Origin of the sequence: Kitasatospora sp. NPDC056184 (assembly GCF_042268405.1) — a bacterium.
In the GTDB taxonomy this organism is placed as follows: Bacteria; Actinomycetota; Actinomycetes; order Streptomycetales; family Streptomycetaceae; genus Kitasatospora.
The window spans coordinates 146,003-169,822 of record NZ_JBHJUI010000002.1 but is presented as its reverse complement, the minus strand read 5'-3'; the positions used below and the strand labels follow the sequence as shown (position 1 = coordinate 169,822).

At 74.9% G+C, this 23,820-nt stretch carries 19 protein-coding genes and 1 tRNA gene; 13 read left to right on the top strand and 7 right to left on the bottom strand.

Going from position 1 to position 23,820, the window contains the following annotated elements:
* Positions 1–4: 4 nt before the first annotated feature.
* The 4 genes from ACFC0B_RS05845 to ACFC0B_RS05830 all read left to right on the top strand — a co-directional run bounded on the left by ACFC0B_RS05845 (position 5) and on the right by ACFC0B_RS05830 (position 3,742).
* On the top strand, positions 5–1,204 hold the full coding sequence (locus ACFC0B_RS05845; RefSeq protein WP_376082784.1) for a cytochrome P450: 1,200 nt from the start codon (positions 5–7) through the stop codon (positions 1,202–1,204).
* Positions 1,197–2,453 (top strand): MFS transporter, encoded by a 1,257-nt coding sequence (locus ACFC0B_RS05840; protein ID WP_376082782.1) that lies wholly within the window; start codon positions 1,197–1,199, stop codon positions 2,451–2,453. The genes ACFC0B_RS05845 and ACFC0B_RS05840 overlap by 8 nt, the downstream gene beginning before the upstream one ends.
* A 191-nt stretch (positions 2,454–2,644) precedes the next feature.
* Positions 2,645–2,914 (top strand): hypothetical protein, encoded by a 270-nt coding sequence (locus ACFC0B_RS05835; RefSeq protein WP_376082780.1) that lies wholly within the window; start codon positions 2,645–2,647, stop codon positions 2,912–2,914.
* 264 nt (positions 2,915–3,178) lie between these two features.
* On the top strand, positions 3,179–3,742 hold the full coding sequence (locus ACFC0B_RS05830; protein WP_376082778.1) for a DUF6245 family protein: 564 nt from the start codon (positions 3,179–3,181) through the stop codon (positions 3,740–3,742).
* On the opposite strand, the gene ACFC0B_RS05825 is transcribed toward ACFC0B_RS05830, so the two are convergent.
* Positions 3,723–4,835: a hypothetical protein gene (locus tag ACFC0B_RS05825; RefSeq protein ID WP_376082775.1), complete on the bottom strand. Its 1,113-nt coding sequence runs from the start codon at positions 4,833–4,835 to the stop codon at positions 3,723–3,725. The two genes, ACFC0B_RS05830 and ACFC0B_RS05825, sit on opposite strands and share 20 nt — an antisense overlap.
* Positions 4,836–5,109: 274 nt before the next feature.
* Between ACFC0B_RS05825 and ACFC0B_RS05820 the strand changes: the two genes are divergently transcribed.
* The 3 genes from ACFC0B_RS05820 (at position 5,110) to ACFC0B_RS05810 (ending at position 9,729) form a co-directional block, all read left to right on the top strand.
* Complete coding sequence (locus ACFC0B_RS05820; RefSeq protein WP_376082774.1) at positions 5,110–5,961, top strand: hypothetical protein; 852 nt, start codon at positions 5,110–5,112, stop codon at positions 5,959–5,961.
* 126 nt (positions 5,962–6,087) lie between these two features.
* Positions 6,088–6,837, top strand: coding sequence for a hypothetical protein (locus ACFC0B_RS05815; RefSeq protein WP_376082772.1), 750 nt, complete (start codon positions 6,088–6,090; stop codon positions 6,835–6,837).
* A gap of 195 nt (positions 6,838–7,032) precedes the next feature.
* On the top strand, positions 7,033–9,729 hold the full coding sequence (locus tag ACFC0B_RS05810) for a hypothetical protein (protein ID WP_376082769.1): 2,697 nt from the start codon (positions 7,033–7,035) through the stop codon (positions 9,727–9,729).
* Between the two features lie 52 nt (positions 9,730–9,781).
* Here the strand turns inward: ACFC0B_RS05810 and ACFC0B_RS05805 are convergent, their stop codons facing one another.
* A complete protein-coding gene (locus tag ACFC0B_RS05805; protein ID WP_376082766.1) occupies positions 9,782–10,339 on the bottom strand; it encodes a hypothetical protein in 558 nt (185 codons plus the stop codon).
* A 301-nt stretch (positions 10,340–10,640) separates the two neighbouring features.
* Here ACFC0B_RS05805 and ACFC0B_RS05800 point away from each other — a divergent pair, with 301 nt between their 5' ends.
* Both ACFC0B_RS05800 and ACFC0B_RS05795 read left to right on the top strand, forming a co-directional pair.
* Positions 10,641–11,375: an alpha/beta hydrolase gene (locus ACFC0B_RS05800; protein ID WP_376082764.1), complete on the top strand. Its 735-nt coding sequence runs from the start codon at positions 10,641–10,643 to the stop codon at positions 11,373–11,375.
* Positions 11,376–11,489: 114 nt separating this feature from the next.
* Positions 11,490–13,022, top strand: coding sequence for an oxidoreductase (locus ACFC0B_RS05795; RefSeq protein WP_376082761.1), 1,533 nt, complete (start codon positions 11,490–11,492; stop codon positions 13,020–13,022).
* Between the two features lie 96 nt (positions 13,023–13,118).
* On the opposite strand, the gene pgm is transcribed toward ACFC0B_RS05795, so the two are convergent.
* The 3 genes from pgm to ACFC0B_RS05780 all read right to left on the bottom strand — a co-directional run bounded on the left by pgm (position 13,119) and on the right by ACFC0B_RS05780 (position 15,371).
* Entirely contained in the window at positions 13,119–14,765 is a 1,647-nt protein-coding gene (gene pgm, locus ACFC0B_RS05790; protein ID WP_376082758.1) for a phosphoglucomutase (alpha-D-glucose-1,6-bisphosphate-dependent), read from the bottom strand.
* Positions 14,766–14,910: 145 nt separating this feature from the next.
* Positions 14,911–15,210: a YciI family protein gene (locus ACFC0B_RS05785; protein ID WP_376082755.1), complete on the bottom strand. Its 300-nt coding sequence runs from the start codon at positions 15,208–15,210 to the stop codon at positions 14,911–14,913.
* A gap of 81 nt (positions 15,211–15,291) precedes the next feature.
* A tRNA-Tyr gene (locus ACFC0B_RS05780) sits at positions 15,292–15,371 on the bottom strand.
* Between the two features lie 318 nt (positions 15,372–15,689).
* On the opposite strand from ACFC0B_RS05780, the gene ACFC0B_RS05775 reads away from it, so the two are divergent.
* Positions 15,690–17,201 (top strand): FAD-binding protein, encoded by a 1,512-nt coding sequence (locus ACFC0B_RS05775; RefSeq protein ID WP_376082752.1) that lies wholly within the window; start codon positions 15,690–15,692, stop codon positions 17,199–17,201.
* A gap of 95 nt (positions 17,202–17,296) precedes the next feature.
* Here ACFC0B_RS05775 and ACFC0B_RS05770 read toward each other — a convergent pair whose 3' ends face one another.
* Complete coding sequence (locus ACFC0B_RS05770; protein WP_376082751.1) at positions 17,297–17,716, bottom strand: GNAT family N-acetyltransferase; 420 nt, start codon at positions 17,714–17,716, stop codon at positions 17,297–17,299.
* Positions 17,717–17,814: 98 nt separating this feature from the next.
* On the opposite strand from ACFC0B_RS05770, the gene ACFC0B_RS05765 reads away from it, so the two are divergent.
* Both ACFC0B_RS05765 and ACFC0B_RS05760 read left to right on the top strand, forming a co-directional pair.
* A complete protein-coding gene (locus tag ACFC0B_RS05765) occupies positions 17,815–19,335 on the top strand; it encodes an alpha/beta fold hydrolase (RefSeq protein ID WP_376082748.1) in 1,521 nt (506 codons plus the stop codon).
* A gap of 49 nt (positions 19,336–19,384) precedes the next feature.
* Positions 19,385–19,720 carry an ArsR/SmtB family transcription factor gene (locus ACFC0B_RS05760; protein ID WP_376082746.1) on the top strand — a complete coding sequence of 112 codons (336 nt, stop codon included), beginning with the start codon at positions 19,385–19,387 and terminating at the stop codon, positions 19,718–19,720.
* Between the two features lie 67 nt (positions 19,721–19,787).
* On the opposite strand, the gene ACFC0B_RS05755 is transcribed toward ACFC0B_RS05760, so the two are convergent.
* Entirely contained in the window at positions 19,788–22,307 is a 2,520-nt protein-coding gene (locus ACFC0B_RS05755) for a collagenase (protein WP_376082743.1), read from the bottom strand.
* A gap of 385 nt (positions 22,308–22,692) precedes the next feature.
* Here ACFC0B_RS05755 and ACFC0B_RS05750 point away from each other — a divergent pair, with 385 nt between their 5' ends.
* Positions 22,693–23,577, top strand: a complete 885-nt coding sequence (locus ACFC0B_RS05750) for a peptidase S1 (RefSeq protein WP_376082740.1) — start codon at positions 22,693–22,695, stop codon at positions 23,575–23,577.
* Positions 23,578–23,820: the final 243 nt, after the last annotated feature.

Genomic DNA, 23,820 nt, shown 5'->3' with positions numbered 1-23,820 from the left:
ATCCATGACCACCGCGGTCGACGACGCCGCCTCGCGGATGTCCGCCTTCATCCGCGACCCCTACCCCACGCTCGCCCGGATCCGCGAGGCCGGCGCGGTCTCGGTCGTGGAGTTCGGCGAGGGCCTGCCGGTCTACCTGGTGACGCGCTACCAGGACGTCCGGGCCGCGCTGATGGACCCGCGGTTCGGGCAGGACGTCCGCCGCAGCCAGGCCATCGCGAGCGGGCGGGGCTCCGGCCTGACGCTCGGCTCGGAGGTCGTCCACATGCTCAACAGCGACCCGCCGGACCACACCCGGCTGCGCCGCCAGATCCAGGGCGTCTTCACCCGCCGGCGGGTCGACGGGATGCGGCCGCTGGTCGAGCGGATCGCCGGCGGCCTGCTGGACGGGCTGCGCGGGCGGGACAGCGCGGACCTGGTCACGGACTTCGCCTTCCCGCTGCCGATCATGATCATCTGCGAGCTGCTGGGCTTCCCCCCGGAGGACATGCAGGCCTTCCGCACCTGGTCGACCGCGATCCTCACGCAGGGCAGCGACATGACCTTCCAGCAGGCCACCACCGAACTGAACGACTACCTGCGGGAGTTGATGAAGGCCCGGCGGGCAGCCCCGCGCGAGGACATCCTGACCGACCTGGTGCGGGCCAGCGACGCCGGTGAACTCACCGAGCAGGAGGTGTTCTCGATGGTCTTCCTGCTGCTGATCGGCGGCCACGAGACCACCGTCAACCTCCTCGGCACCGCCACCCTCGCCCTGCTCCACCACCCCGACCAGCTCACCTGGCTGCGCGAGAACCCGGCGGCGATGCCGGTCGCGATCGACGAGTTCCTGCGCTACGAGTCCCCGGTGAGCATGGCCACGCTGCGGTTCACGAACGCCGAGGTGACGGTCGACGACGTGGAGATCCCGGCGGACGAGCTGGTGCTGCTCTCGCTCGGCGCGGCCAACCGGGACCCGGCCCGCTTCACCGACCCCGACCGGCTGATCCTGGACCGGGGCGATCCGGGCCACCTGGCCTTCGGGCAGGGCCTGCACCGCTGCCTCGGCTCCTTCCTCGGCAAGCTGGAGAGCGAGGTCGCGCTGACCGGCCTGCTGGAGCGCTTCACCCGGATCGAGCTGGCCGCCGCGGAGGAGGACCTGCCCTGGCGCAACACCATCATGCTGCGCGGGCTGGAGTCGCTGCCGGTCTCGCTCGATGGCTAGCGGCACGGGGACCGGCGGCGCGACGGGGCTGCTGCGGTTCCGCCCCCGGATCGGCGTCGCGCCGCTGCGCTCGCGCGGCTACCGGCTGCTGGTGATCGGACAGGCCACCTCGGAGTTCGGCAACGCGTTCCAGGTGGTCGCCCTGCCGCTGCTGGTCTACTCCCTCGGCGGAGGCGCCCGCCAGCTGAGCCTGGTGGTGGCCGCCTACGGCGCGGGACGGCTGGCCGCCACCCCGCTCGGCGGGATCCTGGCCGACCGGTTCGGCGCCCGGCGGGTGATGCTGACCGCCGACCTCGGCCGGCTGCTCGCCACCGCCGGACTGTGCGCGGTCGCCGCCGGCGGGGCGGCGCACTTCTGGCTGATCGGCCTGCTCGCGCTCCTGGTCGGCCTCGGGGCGGGGGTCTTCCTGCCGGCCGCCTGGGCGATCACCCCGACCCTGCTGCCCGCCGAGGACCTGCACGCGGGCAACGCGCTGAACAGCACCGTCACCTTCGGCGCCGGCCTGCTCGGACCGGCGGTGGCGGGCCCGCTGGTCGCGTGGCTGGACCCGGCCGCCGCCCTGGGCGTCGACGCGGCGACCTTCGCGGCATCGGCGGCGACGCTGCTGCTGATCGGCCGCGGCAGCACCGTCGCACCGCCGCGGCCGATCTCCGAACGGGCCTCGGTGCCGCGGAACTTCCGCGGCCTGCTGCGGGAATCGCCACTGCTGCGCGCCGTCCTGACGGTGACGGTGATCGCCAACCTCACGGTGGGCGGCGCCACCCGCGTCGCCCTGCCGTCCCTGGCCACCGACGGCTTCGCCGCCGGCGCCGTCGGCCTGGGCCTGCTGCTCGCCGCGTTCACCGGCGGCGCCCTGGTCGGCGGCCTCTTCGCGGCCGGCCTCACCGACCTGCGCTCGCGGGGCCGCACGGCGATGCTCTCCGGCCTGGTGATGGGCGCGGCGATCGGCCTGGTCCCGTTCACCGGCATCATCGGCGCCGTGCTGCTGCTCTGCGTGGCCGGCGGCGCCAGCACGGTCACGAACGTCCTGGTCGTCACCGGCATCCAGAAGAACACCCCACCCGCCCTGCTGGCCCGCGTCATGGCCGCCGTCACCTTCTGCGGACTGGGCGTCTTCCCGCTCTCGGTGATCGCCGCCGGCGCGGCCGTGGACGCCTTCGGCAGCCGGGGCGTGTTCGCCACCACGGGCCTCTGCCTGCTCGCCGCGTTCGGCTACGCACTCACCAGACGCGAGATCCGCGAACTGTGAGGTCGGTGGCGTCACTCGGGGACGTCCCCGCCGGTCCAGGGGCTCCGGGTCGACCCGGCGGCCGCGCGCGCCGAAACGGCCCGCGCGGGCGCGGGCGCGGGCCGAGCGCGCCGGGCGCGCGGCCGGAGCTCTGCCATCGGCCACCCGGCCGTGGGCCGGAACCGGGCGGGTGACCGACCGGTTGCACGAGCGTGAGCCACCTCCGCCGCGCCGTTCGCGGTACCGCACTCCTCGTCACCCGCATCTGTTCCGCCGTCGAGCGCCTCGACGCCCGCGCCGACGCCGCCCTGCGGTCCCGGCTTCGCCCGCTGGTCACCCGCCTGGCCGTCCTGCTGCAACGGATGGCGGCCGCCAACTGCAGCGACGCCCTCACCCGCCACCTCCCCTGCCGGGCCGCCCGGGAGCGCGGCCGGGATCAGTCGACGACCACCGGCACCTCACCGCTCGACGACCGGCTGTGAGGACATTCGTGGGCGTTCCGGTCGGGTTCGGCCCGACCGTGCGTGGACGGATCTCTCCCGCGCCCGTGACAGGGCACCCGGAAGGCGCGAATCCCGGCGCGGTGCGGAATTCGGCCCCACCGTTGCGGGTTCTCGATTCCCGTGTCACCTTCCCGGTCACACTGTCATCCGCGTGTACCGATCCGGCACGGGATTGGGAACCGTTGCCGGTGGCCGTCCCGCCCGCCCTCCCGAATCCGGGCCCGGGACGGGTAGCGTGCCGGCATGACGAGCGATGACACTGCTGTGACGGTGGAACAGATCGGCGCCGCCCTGGCCGCGTTGGGTGCCTACGAAGGAACCAACACGCCGGCCGAGCACGCCGAAAGGGCCGCGCGGTTCGACAGCCCCGAGATATACCGGCTGCATCTGCTCAACACCCTGCTCGGCACGGTGCAGGCACAAGCGAAGCTCGACGACGACGTCAGGGTGGACGGCGAGGAGTTGTTCACCGTCTGGCTGGAACAGCTGAAGGGCGCCGGAACCTGGGAGGATCCGGCCAAGCAGGTGTCCCTCCTGGGCTGGCAGGTCCGGCGGGTGGGTGTCCCCCTCTTCGTCCTCGCCCAGGATCCGGACACCGGGCCCATCGTGGACGCGTCCGCGAACGCCGCCGAGGCGCTGCACATCCTGCTGGGCGTGGCCGGCACCCTCGAAGAGGCGGACCCGGCCGTCGACATCATCCCCATCCTCAACCAGGGTGCGATGCTGCTGGAGAGCCGGAAGCTCCTGGTGTCCGCCCTGGAGCACACCGACACCGCGCTGGAGACGTTCAAGCCGGTCCTCCCGTAGCCGTCCGCCCCCGGTCGCCCCCGCCGGACGCCGCGGTGGCCACCCGCAGCGCGAGGTGCGCGAACTTCGGTGCGAGGGCGGCCGGCGGCTCGGTCCCGCCCTCCTCGGGCGTCTCCGGCTCCCGGAGCGTCAGGGTTTCGAGCTGCGGCAGCAGCGGGGAGTCGGCGAGGGCCGCGAGCACCTCGGACAGCGCGGCGTCGAACTCCACCTTCCCGAGGTCGAGGTTCCTGAGCTCCGGGTACCACTGCGCCGCGTCCGCCAGGTCGTCCAGCTGGTCCGCCGAGCACGCGACCCCGAAGACGTCGCTCTCCAGCTCCAGCTCCAGGGACACCAGGGCGGGGAGCCGCCCCGGGAGGAAGACCGAGCCGTCGGCCACCACGGCTCCCCGGGTCCGCAGCCGGGTCAGGCCCTCGTGGTCCACCGAGGGGAACAGGAAGGCGCCTTCCAGCTCCAGGGTGCGCAGCGCGGGCAGCGCGTCCCAGAGGTCCGTCCGCACCAGCCCCTCGCCGTGGTACTCCATCGGCTCGATCCGGCTGCCCGCCGACCCCCGGCCGTCCTCGAAGAGGTACTCGAAGCCGTGGCCGAAGGAGAACCGCTCCAGCCGGGGCCGCGGCTGCCCGGCGAGCGCGGCCGCGGCCCGTTCGGCGGAGTGGTGGTAGTCGGTCAGCCGCAGGTCGAGGGTGCGCAGCCGAGCACTCACGGCGTGGGCGAGCAGGGCCGCGATCAGCACGCCCTCCCACTGCTCGGGGTCGTCCACCGCCGCGTCCGCCGCCACGTCCATCGGATGCGCCGTCAGGATCCCTTCCACCAGCTCCCGACGCCCCGGCCGGCCGTCCGGCGCCAACCGGAAGGACGCCTCGTCGAGGAAGCCGCGCGACCAGCTGAACCGCCACGAACCTTCCGCCCGCAGCCCGTCCAGCCCCAGGTGCCGCTCCACCTCCCCGTACGCCTCGGCCCACCGGTCGCGGTCGCCGCCGCCGCACTCCAGCCGGATCGCCTTGCCCCGGGGGTCCCCCGCCGCCGTCAACCGCTCCGCGTACGCGAGCCAGGCGGCCGCGTCCTCGGTCTCCGGAACGTCCGTCACATCGAACAACCGCACACCGTGCTCCAGTTCCCGCTCTCGACACCGGGGAGGGTCGGACGCGCCGTGCGTCGCCCGCACCCTAGACGCCGCCACCGACAGCCGGCTGACCGCCGAGCGGGCCGGCCGCGCCCTCGCCGCCCACCTCGCGCTGCCCTTCTACCTCGCCTCCCCGGACTCCCCCGGCGACGAGGCGCCGCGCCGGCGCCCCTGAGCGGCGGTCGGCGCGACCGCGTCCGGCGTGCCGGAGCGGGGCGGGAGCGGGCCGGGCCCGTACGGTCGGCGCATGTCCTTCGGCCTGCTGGCGGCGCTGGCCGCCGCTCTGCTCACCGGGTCCGCCACCGTGCTCCAGGCGGTCGGGGCCCGTCGTGCCGCCGCCGGGCAGCGGCCCGGCGGGGCGGCGGCCCTGGCGGGGGCGTTCCGGCAGTGGCCGTTCCTCGCGGGGGTCGGGATGGACATGCTCGGGTTCGGCGCGGAACTCCTCGCGCTGGACCGGCTGCCGTTGTACGAGGTGGAGGCGGTGCTCGCCTCGGCGCTCGCCGTGACGGCCGTCGGCGCGGCCCGGGTCCTGCACGTGCGGCTGCGGCGCAGCGAGTGGGCCGGGGTGGCGGCGGTGTGCGCGGGGCTCTGCGTGCTCGCGGTCAGCGCCGGGCGCGACGGCCCCGGCCACGGCACCCCGGTCCTGCGGCTCGGCACGCTGGTCTGCTCGGTGCTGCTGATCGGCGCGGGCTGGGCGGCGGTGCGGTTCGGCGGGAGCCGGCGGGCGCCGCTGCTGGGGCTGGTCGCCGGCCTGCAGTTCGGTGTGGTCGGCGTCGCCGTGCGGGTGCTGCCGGACGCCCGGTTCCCTGACCTGCTGACCGAACCGGCCGCCTACGCCGTCGCGTTCGCCGGGCTGGGCGGGTTCGCCGCGCTGACCTGGGCGATGCAGAACGGGTCGGTCACGGCGGCGACGGCGGCCATGGTGCTCGGCGAGACGCTCGGCCCGGCCGTCGTCGGCGTGCTGCTGCTCGGCGACCACACCCGCCACGACCTCGAACCGCTCGCCGTCCTCGGTTTCGCGGCGGCGGTGTTCGGGGCCCTCACGCTGGCCCGCTTCGGGGACGCCGAGCAGCCCGCCACCGCCGGAGCCGCGCCCTGACGGCTCCCTGGCGGAGGGGCCGCGCCGGTCACGGAGCGGTTCCGGTCCCGGCGGCGGCGGTTGCTCCGGCGGGCGGCCGGGTAACCCCGGGGCGGGGCGGGGCCCACCGGGACGGAGGGGACGACGATGGCGCTGCACTGCGAACTGTGCGGCAGCCGCACGGACGGCGCCGAGCGGCTCGGCCGCTACTGCCCGGGCGAGTACTGCGGCGCCGATCTGCGGGCCGGTCCGGAGGCGGGCGTGCGGGCCTGGTGCGAGCCGCCGCGCCGGTTCGGGACGGCCGGCGGCACGGTCCTGCTGGACCTGCTCGTGCACAACGCCGGGCCGGACCCGACCGGCTTCCGGATCGACCCCGTCGAACCCGTCCAGGGGCGGCTGGACTTCGACCGGCGGGCCGTCGAGGCACCGCTGCCCTCCGGCGCGACCCGCCGGATCGAGCTGCGGTACACGGTGCCGCCCGACCTCGTCGGGCTGGGCCCGGACATCGCCTCCCGGTTCGGCGTCCCCGGCGCCGGGGCGGCGGGGCAGGTGCAGGGCGCGCCGCACGCGCGGGTCGGGGTGGCCCTGCGGGTGGCCGCGGTCCCGGCCCGCCGGGGCGCGGCCTGCGCGGCGTTCGCGGTGGACGTCCCGGAGCGGCCCGGGCGGCCCGGCGCCGCCGCGGGCGGCAGGGGAACGGCCGGCGGGGGAACGGCCGGCGCGGGTACGGAGGAGCGGTCCGCGTCCCCGGCACAGCCGCGGCCCGCCGACCGGCGGGCCGCGGCTGTGCCGGGGCCCGCCGACCGGCGGCCCGGCGGCTGCGGGCCCCTGGCGGTCACCGTGCTGGTGGCGCTGGTCGCGGTGCTCTTCGCGCTCGCCCTGCTCCTCGTCGGGGGCTAGGAAGCCGAGGCTGTCCGCCCGCCCCCACCTTGACGGATCGTCAGCGACAGCGGGCACCCCGGACGCGGCATGTCGGCGGCAGGTGCTTGCATACGGGTCATGTCTGACGATCTGCATGTCGATGACGCCGGGACCCGCCCCGGGGGGATACCGGGCCCGGGGACCGGGACCGCCCCTGCCGACCGGCCCGCGGGCGTGCCCGCGGAAGCGGAGTACCTCGCGGAGTGGGAGCTCTCCGCGGGCGGCCCGGCGTGGCCGGTCTGGGCGGTCGGAGCGCGCAACGGCGGTGCGCCCACCGGCCGGTGGGTGCTGTGGCGCCCCGACGGGACGCCGCTGGAGGAGAGCGAGTGGCGTGACGGCGCCCGCCACGGGACGCTGCTGCGCTACCACGACGACGGCACCCTGGCGGTCCGTGCCGAGCACCGCGACGGCACACCGGTCACCGTCACCGGCCACCGCTGCGACCACCCGAGCCGCGACCCGTTCTCCTTCGACGGGCTGCCGCCGGTCCTGCGCACCGTGGTCCTGGAGTACGACGAGCAGGGCGCCCGGATCCGTCAGGCCTGCTACGCCGCCGACGGCACCGAGATGACCGCCGAGGGCGGGCCCGTGCCGGAGCGTCCGGCCGGTGTGCCGGAGCCCGCCACCTTCTGGCCGGACGGCGAGTGGTCGGCTCCCCGCTGGCGGCAGGACGGCGTCCTCGAAGGCGTGGCCCGGCACTGGACGGGGGACGGCACGCCGGACCGGCTCGTCTACAACCGCGACGGCCGGGAGATCGCCCGCTTCCCCCAGGGCGAGGCCAAGGCCTCCCCGCTGATCGAGGCGGCCCGCGACGGCGACGCCGCCTCCGTCCGGCTGTGCCTGGCGGCCGGCCTCGGCGCCTCCCCGGGCGCGGCCCGGCACGCCGCCTTCGAGGGCCTGCCCGAGCTGGCCCTGCGACTGCTCCGCTCGGAGCCGGCCGGGGCCGGGGAACCGGCCGGGGCCGGAGGGTTGGCCGAGGTGCGGACCCCGCCCGCGACGCCCTCCACCGGCGTACCCGCCGACGCGGTGTGGGTGGCGGGCCTGCTCGCGTTCGTCGACGGCGCCGTCGACGCGACCACCGGGGCGGCGGTCGGGACGTGGCGGCTGTGGAAGCAGGCCTGGGAGAGCACCTCGGCCGCGGAGGGGCCGAGCTACCACAACCCCGACAGCGTCTACCACGGTTACGAGGAGGCCGACTTCACCGACGGCCGGCAGGTGGAGCGCAGGACGTACCTGAACTCCCGCACCCCCTACCGGCTGAAGCGGTTCCGGCCGGACGGCGAACCGCTGCTGGAGCGCAGGTACGAGGGCGGCGTGCCCCGGCAGGAGCGCGAGTGGCCCGGCGACGGCAGCACCGTCCAGCGGCGGTTCCACGACGACGGCGCCCTCCGCGCCGAGCGCACCGAGCGGGACGGCGTCCTCGTCACCGAGCACTGGTACGACGCCGACGGCACCCGCACCGCGGACGTCACGCCCACCGACGCCACGGTCGACGGGTTGGCGGTCGAACGGTGGCGCGCCGTGGACGCCGCCGGGGCGCTCGTCGCCGAGGGGTACGTCGAGCCGGGCATCCGCGGCGGCCCGGTCGGGGACTGGCACGTGTACGGCGCCGGCGACACCGGCGACGACACCGACGGCGCGGAGCCGGGAACCGTGACCTTCGAGGGCCTCGGCCTCGCCCGCGACGAGGAGCTCGGCACGGCGGCCCGCACCCTGCACGCCTGGCGTGCCGCGCCCGTGCCGAGCGAGCTGCACGGTGCCGGGGCGGTGCCGTGGGACGAGCTGGAAACCTTCTTCGGCGACTCGGAGGACGTGCCGTTCCTGCTCAAGGGACTGGCCGTCGGCGACCCGGAGGCGTTCCACCTGGCCCTGGGACAGCTGTCGGACCTGCTGCTGCACCAGCACACCATCGCGGAGGCCACCGGCCCGGCGTTCCGGTGCATGGCCGCGCTGGTCGACCGCGTCGAGGACCTCGACGCCCGGGCCGCGCTGCTGGAGTTCCTGGCCGACATCGCGACCCGCGACGGCAGCCTCGAAGCCTGCCAGGAGCTCAAGGCCGTCCTGGCCGACCTCCCCGCCGACTCCACCGACCCGGCCGAGGACTTCGCCGACAGCGGCGCCGAGTCCGCCTACCACGAGGTCTACACCGTGCTCGCCGACGCGGTGCCGACCTGGACCGGGCAGGCCGCCCACGAGCACCCGGGGATCCGCCGCCGGGCCGTCGCCCTGCTCGCCGCGGCGCCCGGAGAGGCGGCCGCCGGGGCCCTGCACGACCGCCTCGCCCTCGAACCCGAACCCCGGATCCGCGCGGAGATCCTGCTCGGCCTGGGCCTGCACGAGGCCGGCGCCGACACCCTGGGCGCGCTGGAGCGGCACCTCGCCGACGACGATCCGCTGCTCCGCTCCTGCGCCGCCCTCACCTGGGTGCGCACCCGGCGCTCCCCCGCCCACCCGGGCGCCCGGACCCTGATCGAGGTCCTCCGCGGCGACCTGGACGTCCCCGGCTTCGAGGACCTGTACCTCGGCGCGGGCGACCCGACCACCGACGCGGCCACCACCCTGGCGCTCCTGCCGCCCGAGCAGGCCGAACCCCTGCTGGCGGAGCTGTGCGCCGCCCTGGACGAGGTCAACGCCATCGACGCCGTCACCGTCGCCGGGGCCCTGCTCGACATCGTCTTCCCCACCGAGGCGTACGACGGCGAGCAGCCGCTCACCGACCCGCAGCGCACCGTGATCCGCGCGATCGCCGGCAGCACCAGGGCCTGGCACTTCAGGGTCAACCTGCACGAGGTGCTGGACCTCAACGGCCTGCCGTGCGACGCCGGCAGGCTGCGGGCCCTCGCCGACCCCGGGCCGGCAGGGGCGCCGTAGCGGCCACCGCCCGCCCGTCCCGGGTGCGGCCGCCCGTCGGCCCGTACCCGGGTCAGCGGCGGCCGCGGCCCGTCAGGCAGGCGACGGTCCAGGCCGCCGCCGCGGCGACCACCAGGCCCAGCACGGAGATCACCTCGGTTCCGGACCAGCTGCCCCACCACACCTCGACCGGGGCGTAGGGCTCGGTCTCCAGCATCCGCCGCAGCGCGTCGATCCCGTCCGCCCGGAGCACGACGAACGGGACGGCGTCGGCGTAGCCGAAGAACGCGCCCAGCGCGGCCACCACCGCACCCGCGGTCCACGCCCCCTGGCTGCGGCGGCCGACCAGGCCCACCAGCAGGCCGACGACCGTCCCGTTGACGAGGGCGTGCCCCAGGTAGAGCGTGTGCACGGTGTTCGTGGACCGGTAGTAGTCCTCGTACGTGAACACGATGATCGCCGTGTAGACCGCCGCGACGACCACCGAGGCGATGAACCCGAGGACGAGCGCGCCCACCGGACTCCCGGGGCTCGGCCGCGGCGCCGGCCGCACCGGACACGGCTGTCCCGGGAAGGGCTGCGGAGCGCCGTAGGCCAGCGGCGGCGGCTGGTCGGGGTGCTGCTGGCTCAACGGGTTCCCCCTGGTGAGGACGGTACGGACCGGGTCTGCGCGCCAACCTATCAACGGCGTTGACAGCGGGTCAGCTCCCCGGTTCCCACCCGCGGTTCCCCGCCCCGTTCCCGGCCGGTCCCCGGGACGGAAATCCGTTTGGCGGACCGCGGTGACCACTGCTACGTTTCCCGAGGCCGTGCGAGCGAACGAGGAGGTGGTACCCGTGAACATCACGACATGGGTGCTCTCCTCCGGGGTCACGGTCGGACGGTAGGTCGTCCGGGAGCGCCGTTCCAGAGCCCTCCCGAAAGGCACGACCATGCACGTCACCTCCGAACAGCGCCTCGCCGACGGCGTCATCGAGCGCGAGTTCACCCTCGGCGAGATCCCCGGCACCCTGTGGACGCCCGGCTCCGCACCGGCTCCGCTGATCCTGATGGCCCACAACAACGGCCTGCCCAAGAGCGATCCCCGGCTGGTGGCCCGGGCCCGGTACCACGCGGCGTGCGGCTACGCGGTGGCCACCGTCGACGCCGCCGGGTGCGGTGACCGGCCCCGTTCCGCCGCCGCCGAGCAGGCCCGCGCCGACCTCCGCCGGGCGATGCGGGCCGGCGAGCCGGTCGACGAGATCTTCGAGTCCCTCGTCGGACCGATGGTCGAAGCGGCGGTCCCGGACTGGCGGACCACCCTGGACGCCCTCCTCGCGCTGCCCGGTATCGGCGGCCCGGTCGGCTACTCGGGGTGGACCGCCCTCGGCATCCGGCTGGCCGCGGCCGACCCGCGCATCGCGGCCGCCGGCTTCTTCGCCGGGGGCTACGTACCCCGTGCCCAGCGCGAGGAGGCCCGGCGGCTCACCGTTCCGCTGCTGTTCCTGCTCCAGTGGGACGACGGTGGGAACCCCCGGCAGCGGGCCCTCGACCTCTTCGACGCCTTCGGCAGCAAGGAGAAGACGCTGCACGCCAACCTCGGCGGGCACGTCGGCACCCCGTGGTTCGAGGTGGAGGACGGCGCCCGGTTCTACGACCGGCACCTGAGGCCGGCGGACGCCGGCTGATCCCGACCGGGGTCCTGTCCACCGAGGACGGGACCCCGGCTCTCCCGGCCTACGGGTACCGTCGGCCGCCCCACTAGGCTGCGGTCCGCAGGCGATCACCACCGAGGGGGCGGGATGCTGACGTACCAGGACCTGACCGGGCCGGAACAGCGGGTGTGGGACGCCTGCGCCACGGGCGCGGCGGTGGACCTGCGCAGCGGCGACCCGGCCGCGGACGATCCGGTCGGCGGGGCGGCCTGGGGCGACGGGCGCACGGTGCGCGCCGAGGCGCTCGCCACCGCGCTGCTCGGCGCCGACGGGCCGGGCGGCCCGGTCCGGGTGCTGTACCTGATCGGCGCCCGCGTCACCGGCCGCCTCGACCTGCGCGGGCTGACCGCCGCCGGTGAACTGCGCCTCGAAGGCTGCCACTTCGAGGAGCAGGTGGTACTGCGGGACGCCACCCTGCGGTCCACCAGCCTGAGCAACTGCCGCATCCCCGGGCTCGACGGGTGGCTGCTGAAGGTCGACGGCAACCTCTTCTTCGAGGGCTCGGTCTTCGACGGGCGCCTCACCCTCACCCGCGCGCAGATCACCGGCGAACTGCGGCTCAGCGGAGCCCGGCTCACCGCCACCGAGCTGCTCGGCGCCGACGGTGCGGACCCGGTCCCGGACCCGGCGCGCGCCCCGGACGTCTGGGCGCTGTGGGCCGGCGGCCTGGTGATGGACGGCGGCTGCTTCGCCCGCAAGGGGTTCCACGCCCGCGGCGGCCTGCGGCTGGTCGGCGCCCGGTTCAACGGCGGGCTGTTCATGGAGCGGGCCCGGATAGACAACCCCGGCGGCGACGCGCTCACCGGCGACGACCTCACCGCCTCCACCCTCGTCCTCGCCCGCGGCTTCACCGCCAACGGCTCGATCCGCCTCCCCGGCGCGGCGATCCGCAGCAGGCTCTCGCTCGACGCCGCCGTGCTGGACGGCTGCGGCGCGGTGGCCCTGGACGGCAACCGGATGACCGCCGGCGACCTCCGGCTCACCCCGGCCGCCGTCCCGAACGGCACCGTCGACCTCCAGGACGCGCAGACCGTCGTCCTGCACGACAACGCGCACAGCTGGCCGGCCGACACCCGCCTGGACGGCTTCACCTACACCTCCCTCCAGGCCTCCTCCGCGGCCCCCGAGCCCGTCGCCCGCCGGCTGGCCTGGCTGGCCGCGCTCCCCGGCTACTCCCCCCAGCCCTACGAGCAACTCGCCGCGTGGTACCGGAGGATCGGCCACGACGACGACGCCCGGCGGGTGCTCCTGGCGAAGCAGCGCCGGCGCCGGCGCACCCTGGGCGCGCCCGGCCGGCTCTGGGGCCGGCTGCTGGACGCCACCGTCGGCTACGGCTACCGCCCCTGGCAGGCCGTGCTGTGGCTGGGCGGCCTCGCGCTGCTCGGCACCCTGGTCTTCCGCCACGGCGCGCCCCACGAGGTCAAGGCCGGCGAGAGCGTGCCGTTCAACCCGCTCGTCTACACCCTCGACCTGCTCATCCCGATCGGCGGGCTCGGCCAGCGCACCGCCTGGTACTGGACCGGGGCCCAGCAGTGGTTCGGCTACTCCCTCATCGCCATCGGCTGGTTGCTCACGACGGCGGTCCTGGCGGGCATCAGCCGGACGCTGAACCGCAACTGACCCGCCGGCGGACTCGGGCCGTTCCCGCCCGAGCGACGGGCCGCGGCCCCGGTGGGTGGTCCACCGGGGCCGCGGCCGCCGTGCGGGGTTCAGGCGTCAGCCCTGGCCGGCGAGCACCCCGTTGACCAGGCTGCGGGCCTCCTCCTGGACCCGGGCGAGGTGCTCGGGGCCGTGGAAGGACTCGGCGTAGATCTTGTAGACGTCCTCGGTGCCGGACGGGCGGGCCGCGAACCAGGCGTTCTCGGTGCACACCTTGATGCCGCCGATGGCCGCGCCGTTGCCGGGGGCCTCGGTGAGCACGGCCGTGACCGGCTCGCCGGCCAGGTCGCCGGCCGTGACCTGCTCGGCCGACAGGCGGGACAGCAGCGCCTTCTGCTCGCGGTCCGCCGGGGCGTCCACCCGGGCGTAGGCGGGGGCGCCGAACCGGGCGGTGAGGTCGCCGTAGTACTCGCTGGGGGTGCGGCCGGTCACGGCGGTGATCTCGGCGGCCAGCAGGGCGAGCAGGATGCCGTCCTTGTCCGTGGTCCACACCCCGCCGTCGCGGCGCAGGAACGACGCGCCCGCCGACTCCTCGCCGCCGAACGCGATCGAGCCCTCCAGCAGCCCGTCGACGAACCACTTGAAGCCGACCGGCACCTCGACCAGTCGGCGCTTGAGGTCGGCGGCGACCCGGTCCAGCATCGAGGAGGAGACCAGCGTCTTGCCGACCGCCGCGTCGACCGGCCACTCGGAGCGGTGGCGGTAGAGGTAGTCGACGGCCACCGCGAGGTAGTGGTTGGGGTTCATCAGGCCGCCGTCCGGGGTGACGATGCCGTGCCGGTCGGCGTCGGCGTCGTTGCCGGTGGCGATGGCGTACTCGTCGCGGCGGGCGATCAGCGAGGCCATCGCGGCGGGCGAGGAGCAGTCCATCCGGATCTTGCCGTCCCAGTCCAGCGTCATGAAGCGCCAGGTCGGGTCGGTGACCGGGTTGACCACGGTCAGGTCCAGGCGGTGGGTCTCGGCGATCCGGCCCCAGTAGGCGACGGACGCACCGCCCAGCGGGTCGGCGCCGATCCGCAGGCCGGCCGCGCGGACGGCGTCCAGGTCCAGGACGGAGACCAGGTCCTCGGTGTAGCCGGTGAGGTAGTCGTGGCGGCCGGTGGTGGCCGCGGCCAGGGCGCGCGCGTACGGGACCCGCTTGACGCCGCGCAGGCCCTCGCGGATCAGGGCGTTGGCGCGGTCCTGGATCCAGCCGGTGGCCTCCGAGCCGGCCGGGCCGCCGCTCGGCGGGTTGTACTTGAAGCCGCCGTCGCGGGGCGGGTTGTGCGACGGGGTGACGACGATGCCGTCCGCGAGCGACTGCGGGTTGCGCCGGTTGTGGGTCAGGATCGCGTGCGAGACGGCGGGCGTCGGGGTGTAGCCGTCGGCGCTGTCCAGCAGGACGGTCACGCCGTTCGCCGCCAGCACCTCGACGGCGGTGGCCTGCGCGGGCTCGGACAGCGCGTGGGTGTCGGCACCGAGGAACAGCGGGCCGGTGATGCCCTGGGCCGCCCGGTACTCGCAGATCGCCTGGGTGGTGGCGGCGATGTGGTCCTCGTTGAACGCGGCGTCCAGCGAGGAGCCGCGGTGGCCCGAGGTGCCGAACGCGACCCGCTGGGCCGGCTCCTCCGGGTCCGGGTGCAGCGTGTAGTACGCCGTCACCAGCCGCGCCACGTCCACCAGGTCGCCCGGCTGCGCCGGCTGTCCGGCCCGTGCGTGTGCCATCGTCTTCTCCCACTGGAATTCTCGCCGTGCGCCGGCCCGCGGACCGGCGCTTCCTTGCCCCGTGCTCACCGATCGTAGCCAGTGCGCGACCGGTCGCCGAACCGGGGCGCCCCGGCCGGGCGCAGGAGCGGGACCAGTCGGCTTATCAGGCCGGAAGCCGCTGCCGGTGGGCTTCCAGGACCGGCGCGACGGTGGTGGCGAGGAACTCCGTCACCCGGTACTCGACCAGGCCCTCGACGGCGAACGGGTCGGTGCGCACGATCGCCTCGACCGCCGCCCGGTCCTCCCCCACGGCGAGGATGACGCCGCCGTCGCGGGGCACCTTGCGGCCGGAGGCCAGGAAGGTGCCCTCCGCGTAGTGGCGGCCGAGCCACGCGATGTGGGCGGGCAGCACGGCTTCGATGCGGTCGATCGGCGCGGTGTAGGCCAGTTCCAGAACGAACATGCGACCGAGCCTATCGGGTGCCGAACCGGGGGTCCGACGCACACCGCCCCGGGCCGCGGTGCGGTCCGGGGCGGTCCGAGGTGGGCGAGGATGGATTCGAACCACCACAGCCGAAGCGGGGGCTTTACAGGCCCTTGGGCTCTCCCAGGCCCAGCTCGCCCTCGGTGTCGTTCCTTGATCCCGACAGCTCCACTCTCTCCCGATCACCACGGCCGGACAACCGGATTTCCGGCCACCGCGCCCGCCCGCCGACGCCCGGGCCGGCCCCCGTTCCACCTGGTCAGTACCGTTGCGCCGGAGGCCGACGACTGTCCGGATCCCGCCCCCGACCCACCCAGTGGTATAGACCGCTCCCCATCCCGGGCGCACCGGAGCCCGGACGGACCGTCACCGAAGTGTTCAGGTCCGGCCTATTGCGCGTGTACGTGCCGACTGAGATACAACACTGCTCATATGACGATTGATCGGAGATATCTGTAATGAGCAAGTCAGCCCTGCCCCGCCGCAGCGTGATCGTCGGCGCCGCGGCCACCGTCATCGGGTGGAACACCGTCGGCCGTTCCTGGGCCGTGGAGGCCCCCACCGGGGGCGCCGCCGACGCGGCCCCGGCCGACACCGCGCTCGCCGCGCTTCCCCGGCTGGACGGCACCCTGGTCGCCGACGCCGACACGCTGGCCCGGTTCGGCGGGGACTTCGGCCACCTGGTGACGGCCGCGCCGCGCGCCGTCCTGCGTCCGGGTTCGGTGCGCGACGTCGCCACCCTGGTCGGCTTCGCCCGCCGGCACCGCATCCCGGTCGCGATGAACGGCCAGAGCGGCACCGGCGGCCCGGCCGAGCTGGAGTCGCACTCCAGCTACGGCCAGGCCGCCGTGCGCGGCGGCGTCGCGATCGACTCCCGCGGACTGGACCGGATCATCCGGATCACCCCCGGCCGCGCCGTGGTCGAGGCGGGCGTCACCTGGGCGCAGCTGACCGACGCCGCGCTCGCCCAGGGGTGGATGCCGCCCAGCCTGACGGACTACCTGCACCTGTCGATCGGCGGCACGCTGAGCGTCGGCGGCATCGGCGGCGGCGTGCAGCGCCACGGCTTCCAGGTGGACACCGTCGAGTCGGTGGACGTGGTCACCGGCACCGGCGAGCTGGTGACCGCCTCGGCGAGCGCCAACCGCGAGCTGTTCGAGGCCGTGCTGGGCGGCGGCGGGCAGGCCGGCCTCATCGTCCGGGCCACCCTGCGCCTGGTGCGGGCCCGTGAGCGGGCGCTGGTGCTCAACCTGTTCTACGACGACCTGGCCGACTACCTCGCGGACCAGAAAAAGCTGATGCTGGAGCGGCGCTTCGACCTGCACGTCGGCGACGTCTCGCGCAACGCCGCCAACACCGGCTGGAAGTACAAGGTGGAGGGCGTCGTCCACTACGACGGTGCCGCCGCGCCGGACCGGGCGAGGCTGGTGCGCGGCCTGCGCTGCCTGGCGGCCGAGACGACGTTCACGGACCAGACCGCGCGCGAGTACGCGTTCCGGGTGGACGGCTTCGCCGGGTTCCTGAAGGGGGCCGGCCTCTGGTCGCAGCCCAAGCCGTGGATGAGCCTGTTCCTGCCCGCCTCGACCACCGAGGCGTTCATGCGCGAGGCCACCGCGCTGCTGACGCCGGAGGACCTGGGCGCCGGCCTGCTGCTCTTCTACCCGTTCCGCACCGACGTGTTCACCCGCCCGATGACCGTGATGCCGAAGGAGGCGGTCGGCTTCCACTTCGACCTGCTGTCCTTCCCGTTCCCGGGCGCCGACCACGCCGCCGCGCTGCGGCGCAACCGCCGGCTGTACGACCTGGCGGTGCGGCTGGGCGGCAAGCGCTACCTGATCGGCGCGATCCCGGACGTGACGCCGGCCGAGTGGCGCCGCCACTACGGCGCCCAGTGGGGGCGCGCGGTGGCCGCCAAGCACCGCTTCGACCCGGCCGGGATCCTGACGCCGGGCCAGGGCATCCACGCCTGATCACCCGGTCCTGACACCGCTGTCGCACCCCCGCGTCCCGGGGGTGCGACAGGCGGACGTCACACCGGACGTCACACCGGACGTCACACCGGACGTCACACCAGCCGGTGCATGCCGACCGACTCCGGGGCCGTCCCGACGAAGCCGTACTTGGCGTAGAGCCGGTGGGCCTCGCCGTCGGCGATCAGCGAGATGTAGGCGCCCGCGGGGGCGCGCTCCTCGAGCTCGGCGGTCAGCCGCGCCATGATCCGCCCGCCCAGCCCGCGGCCCTGGTGGGCGGGGAGCACGCACACGTCGGCGATCTGGAACACCGCACCGCCGTCCCCGACGATCCGGCCCATCCCCACGGGCTCGCCGTCGTGGTGGACGGTCACCCCGAACCAGGTGTTCGGCAGCCCGGCGGCCACCGCCGCGGCCGGGCGGTCGCTCATCCCGGCGGCGGTCCGCAGGTGCCGGAAGGTCGCGACGTCGGGCACGGCCGCACATATCTCGTAAGGGTCATTATCGCTCTGCATACATTACAGCCTACCGGCCGGACGCCCCGGGTGCCCCATCGGGCACGGCCTCGGGAGCGGCGCAACCCGGCCCCGGCGCCGTCCGGTCGTTCACGGGCATGAACCTCCGCAGAAGAAGCCACCCGCTCCGGCGACGGCGCGCCCTCGCCGTCGCCCTCGCCCTGTCCGCCTGCGCCACGGCCCTCGCCCTCCCCGGCGCGGCGGCCGCGGGCGAGGCCTCCGGGGCCGCCGCGCCCGCCCCGTCGATCGCCTGGGGTCCCTGCCCGAAGAGCGAACCGCCGATGCCGGACCCGACCCCGGCCGCGCAGTGCGCCACCGTCCAGGTGCCGGTGGACTGGGCGCGGCCGAACGGTCCGAAGACCGGCATCTTCGTCGCCCGCCACCGGGCCACCGACCCGTCGCGCCGGATCGGCGTCCTGCTGTCCAACCCCGGCGGGCCCGGCGCCCCCGGCGCGGAGGACGCCCTGTACGCGGGCATCCCCGACCTCGGCGTCTACGGCCCGGAGATGCTGGAGCGGTTCGACCTGGTCGGCTTCGACCCGCGCGGCATCGGGCGCAGCCGGCCCGCCCCGTGCGAGGAGACCGCCGACGACGAGAGCAGCGCCGACGACGAGAGCACCGCCGAGGAGGCCGCCGAGTTCCCCCAGGACGCCGCCGCCTTCGAGCGGCTGCGCGCCGCGAACGGGCGGACCGCCGCCGGCTGCCTGCGCGCGATGGGCCCGCTCGCCGCCCACCTGGACACCGAGAGCGTGGCCCGGGACATGGACGCGATCCGCGCCGCCCTCGGCGAGCGCCGGATCAGCTACCTCGGCCACTCCTACGGCACGCTCCTCGGCGAGCGCTACGCCCGCCTGTTCCCGGAGCGGCTGCGGGCGATGGCCCTGGACAGCGCGGTGGACCCGGACCGGCCGGACGCGGAGCGCTACCTCACCGACAGCAGCGCCACCGTCGACGCCATGTTCGAGCAGCTGGCGGCCTGGTGCGCGACGGCCCCGGACTGCGCGCTCCGCCCCCGCGGCCTCGCGGCCGTCACGGCGGAGCTGTTCGCCCGCGCCGACGCGGGCACGCTGCGCGAACCGGGCCCGCAGGGGCCGGGCCCGGTCGCGGTCGACGCCGACCGGCTGTCCGGCCTGCTCACCTTCCTGCTGCTGTCCCGGCGGCCGGACTGGGCGGCGGAGCAGCTGGCGGCCGTGGACAGCGGGCGGGGCGAGGTGTCCTGGCCCGGCCCGGGCGGCCGCAACACCGCGATGCAGCTGGTGATGTGCCGGGACTTCGACTTCCGGATCCGCGACTACGCCGAGTACCGGGCCATCCGGGCGCGGGTGGCGCGGGCCGCCCCGCACGTCCGCGTCAGCACCTACGCCCTGGCCCCGGTGCTCGGCTGCCAGGGCTGGACCCTCCCGCCCAGGGCCCGGCCCGCTCAGGCGCGGGGCGACCTGCCGCCCGTGCTGGTGGCCAACGCCGTCCACGACCCGGCGACGCCGCTGCCCGGCGCCCGCCGGATGGCGCGCGCCTTCCCGGGCGCCCGCGTGCTGACCGTGGACACGCCCCACTGGGTCTACTACGACCCCGCGGCGCGGGCGGCGATCGACGCCCACCTGCTCGCGCCCCGGCGCTGAGCCGCGGCGGACCGGCGGCCGCCGTCAACCCGCGCGTTACGGTGGGGCCATGAACTACCGCCACCCCGCCCGCGAGCAGATCCGGATCGAGCACGTCCTGACCGCCCTCGGCAACCCCGTCCGCCTCTCCGCCGTCCGCGTCCTGGACGGCGGAGGGGCGCACAACTGCGGGAGCGTGCTCGCCGCGATCGGCATCACCGCCAAGTCGACGATGACCCACCACTGGCGGGTGCTGCGCGACAGCGGCGTCATCCACCAGCACCCCTCCGGCCGGGAGAACCTCCTCCGCCTGCGCCGCGAGGACCTCGACGCCCGCTACCCCGGCCTCCTCGACGCCGTCCTCTCCGGCGCACTCGACGACGAGCGACAGGCCCCCGCCGAGTGACCGCGCACGGAGACGGCCCGGGGCGGACGGTGTCCCCACCGCCCGCCCCGGACCCGTTGCCCCTGTGTCAGTACTGGGTGGTGACGGTGACGCCGCTGAAGGCGGTCTTTCCGTAGAGGGTGATGTAGCGGTAGCCCTCGGTGGCGTTGGTGACGGTCAGGGTCTGGGTGGTGCCGCCGCTGGTGGAGGCGGCGGTGTAGGCCGTCTCGGAGGCCCAGCGGTCGGCGTTGTAGTAGAGGTGAGCCGTGCCGGTGCCGCCGCTGGTGGAGACGGTGAGGGTGGTGGTGCCCGCCGGGAGGTAGATGTAGAGCTGGTCGAGGCTGCCGGCGGCGGCGGAGCGGTCGGCGCGGTAGCAGTTGTAGTCCATCCGCCGGGTGTCGGTGCCGGCGCACGGGCCGGGGGCGGCGGGCGCGGTCACGGTGACGGACTTGCTCGCGGTGGCCGTCTTGCCGTTGCTGTCGGTGACGGTGAGCGTGACCGTGTAGGTTCCGGGCGCGCGGTACGACTTGGACGGGGAGGCCGCCGTGGAGGTGGTCCCGTCGCCGAAGGTCCAGGACCAGGTGGTGATGCTGCCCTTGCCGCCGGTCTCGGCGGACCGGTCGGTCAGCCGGACGTTGAGGTCGCGGACCGTGGTGTCGAAGGCGGCCTTCGGGGTCCCCGCGGTCAGGCAGAGGTCGGCGGCGCAGGAGTCGAGCCAGGTGTTGAAGCCGGCGTCGTAGCGGGTGCCGATGGAGTTGTAGTAGCCGTAGCCCTGCGCGTAGTTGCCGGTGCGGAAGTAGTGGAGCATCGTCTGGACGACGCTCGGGTACCGCTCGATCATGAAACGGGCTGCCAGGTAGCCCCAGTGGTACGTGCGGACGACGTCGCTGTTCAGGTAGGTGCTCTGGAGCAGGGTGCTGAGCGGGTAGGCGTGCTTGGGGGCCTGGGCCACCGCGTTGGCGTCGGTCACGCCGCGGTAGGTGTAGGAGACGTACTCGGCGACGCCCTCGATCCACCACAGGTTGGGCACGCTGGTCTGGTCGTAGAAGTCGCCCTTGAAGTCGTAGCGGGCGTCCAGGGCGTGGGCGTACTCGTGGTTGAGGTTCCAGATCCGGGCGGTGAAGCCGTTCTCGTTGGGGTGCCGGTACATGATCGAGACGGGCTGGTTGGCCGGGTCGCTCGGGGTTCCGGTCAGGGTGATGCCGCCGTTGCTCGTGTTGGCGCCGTAGATCGCGCCGGCGTACGTCCGGTAGTCGGCCTGGCTCGCGAAGGCCACGACCTGCACGGACGACTCGTACTGGCCGGGGACGGGACCGTTGTCGCGGACCAGGGTGTGGAAGAACGCGTCCTCGCCCTTGAGGTCGGCGCAGACGGCGGCGAGTTCGGCCGCGGTGAGGTCCTGGGCCAGGACGGTGAGGGTGGCGTTGCAGGTCTGCCTGATCGGCAGCACGGCCGCGGTCAGCCGCTCCGCCAGGTCGCAGACGCCGTAGGAGGCGCACCGGCCCTGGTCGAAGTAGGCGGCCGTGTTGGCGGTGCCGACCCACAGCGGGGCGGTGGGGCCGGTCATCGAGGAGCTGTCGAGCAGGGCCTTGACCAGCGGCCGGACCTTGTCCCGGACGGCCGGGTACGTGAGGAAGCGGGCGAGCTCGATGCCGGCGTTGGACTCGAGGAAGTAGGAGTCGGTGCCGAGCAGGTCGCGGTGGTCGCGGGTGAACGCGTCGAGGGTGTCGATGATCCCCGGGTCCGCCGCGACGGCGTCGGCGTAGGCCTTGTTCTGGTGGCCCCGGTCCAGCGCGTTGAGGACGCTGTTGACGAACGTGAGCAGGTTCCTGGAGCTGTCGTACGAGCGGTTGTAGCCGTTCAGCACCTGCCGGTAGGTGTTCAGGTAGCGGCCCTGCAGCTCGGCGCTGTCGGTGAGGATGACGACGTCGTTCGCGACCTGGCCGTGCGCGTCGGTGGCGTCCGCGAAGTGCGGGCCGGCGACGAACGTGTCGAGGCCGCGTGCCACGGCTGCGGTGAGCGAGGCGTCGTAGGGGCCTACGTGCGCGGCGTCCTTCTCGTGCACGTAGTAACCCGCGCGCAGGTACAGGACGATCTGCCAGGTGCCGCCGGAGTTGTCACCGGGGTAGGAGGCGGCGGCGCTCTGGAAGGCGTCGGCCATCGTCGCCATCTGGCTCTGGCGGAACAGGGACGCGGCGTACGGGCTTCCGGCGAGCAGGAACAGCGAGCCGATGCACTCGGGGGTCGCGGCCTTGACGTACGAGACGAGGGCGGCCCCGGTCCGGCTCGCGAAGTCGGCCGGGCTGCACGACGTGGCGGCGGCCGGAGCCGCCGCGAGCGAGCGCGCCGAGGCCGGGGGCGAACCGGTCCCGGCCGGGCTCGGCGCGGTGGGCAGCGGCAGCTGCCCGGCCGTCAGCCGGCGGGCCTGCGGGGCGGCGGGGCTGTCGGGATCGGTGAACGGACTACCGGTCACCCCCGGCGGGCCGTCGGCCGCCTGGTGCGGGCCGGCGGTGGCGGGCGCGGGGGCGGGAGCAGCGGCCAGGCTCGGGCCGGCGGCTATGCCGAGCAGAGTGGCTGCCGCGGCGACTGCGGCCAGCAGTCGGGGCATGCGTGAGAGCGGACGCATCGTCATTCCTTCGTGGGGGAAGGGCATGTGAATGCGCCTCGGGCGTGGGGGGGAGGGAGGCCGTCGAAGCGCGTGACGAACCGTCTCACAGGACCGTCCGTGCATCAATAGCCTGTGACATGTCACATGTGGATCGTTATTCAGTCGAACCATCCGGTGAATGCGCCTGATCGCACCAGGTGATCACAAGCACCCCCGGCCGGTTCGGCGCACGGCGACGATTGTGTTCCCCGCGTGAAGAAGTGCTCCCGTGCGCTTGCGGTGCGCCTCACCGCGCCCCGGGTTCCGGTGATCTCCTGTTCCTCGGCACCGGGCAGCCCATGGCATGACATGCCCAGGTCATCCCACTTTCCGTATGGAGGCACCCATGAAGAAGTCGTTCACTGCGGCCGCGCTCGCGGCGCTCACCGCAACCGCCCTCGCGGCCACCACGGCCGCCGCGGCCGTTCCCGGCACCGTCTCCGGCAACGGCGGCAACCGCATCGCCCTCCTCAAGGGCGACGGCACCGCCCTCGTGAAGGAGGGCGAGCTCTCCGCCCCGTGGACCGTCGAGGGCGACGGCGTGAAGCAGATCGTGGTCGCGGGCAACCGCATCGGCATCCTCAAGGACAACGGTTCGGCCCTCGTGAAGGAGGGCGACCTCTCCGCCCCGTGGACCCTGGAGGCCGCCAACGTCAAGCAGCTCGCCCTGTCCGGCGACCGCGTCGGCATCGTCAAGGACAACGGGACCGCCTACGTCAAGGAAGGCCCCCTCTCCTCCGCATGGGTCCTGGAGGGCGACGGCGTCAAGGAACTCCAGCTCTCCGGCAGCCGCGTCGGCATCGTCAAGGGCAACGGCAACGCCCTGGTCAAGGAGGGGTCCCTCTACGCCGCGTGGAATTCGCAGGCCGACCACACCGTCCACCTCTCGCTGTCCGGCAACCGCATCGGCATCCTCAGGGGCAACGGCACCGCCCTGGTCAAGGAGGGCTCGCTGACCGCGCAGTGGACCCTGGAGGCCGACTTCACCTCCCAGTTGGAGCTCTCCGGCGACCGCATCGGTGTGCTGAAGGACGACGGCAACGCCCTGGTCAAGGAGGGCGCGCTGGACGCCCCGTGGACCCTGGAGGCCGCCGACGCCACCCAGCTCTCCCTGTCCGGCAAGCGCATCGGCGTCGTCAAGGACGACGGCGCCGCCTACGTCAAGGAAGGCACCCTCACCTCCGCGTGGACCGTGGAGGGCTACAACGTCACGGAGCTCGCCCTCTCCTGACCCGGCCCCCGGGCTCGGCGGCCGGCCGGGGCCGGGGACGACGGACGGGCCGGGGGCGGGGGGGGGGGGGGCCGGGCCGCCCCCGCCCCGCCCCCCCGGGGGGGGGAACCCCACACCGGCGCCCCGGCCGCGGGGGGACCCGCCCCGGCCCCCGCCCGCGGGGGCGGGGGGGGGGGGGGGGGCGGGGCCGGCGGCGGGGGGGGGGGCGGGCGGGGGGGGCCCCCCCCCCCCCCCGGCCGGTTC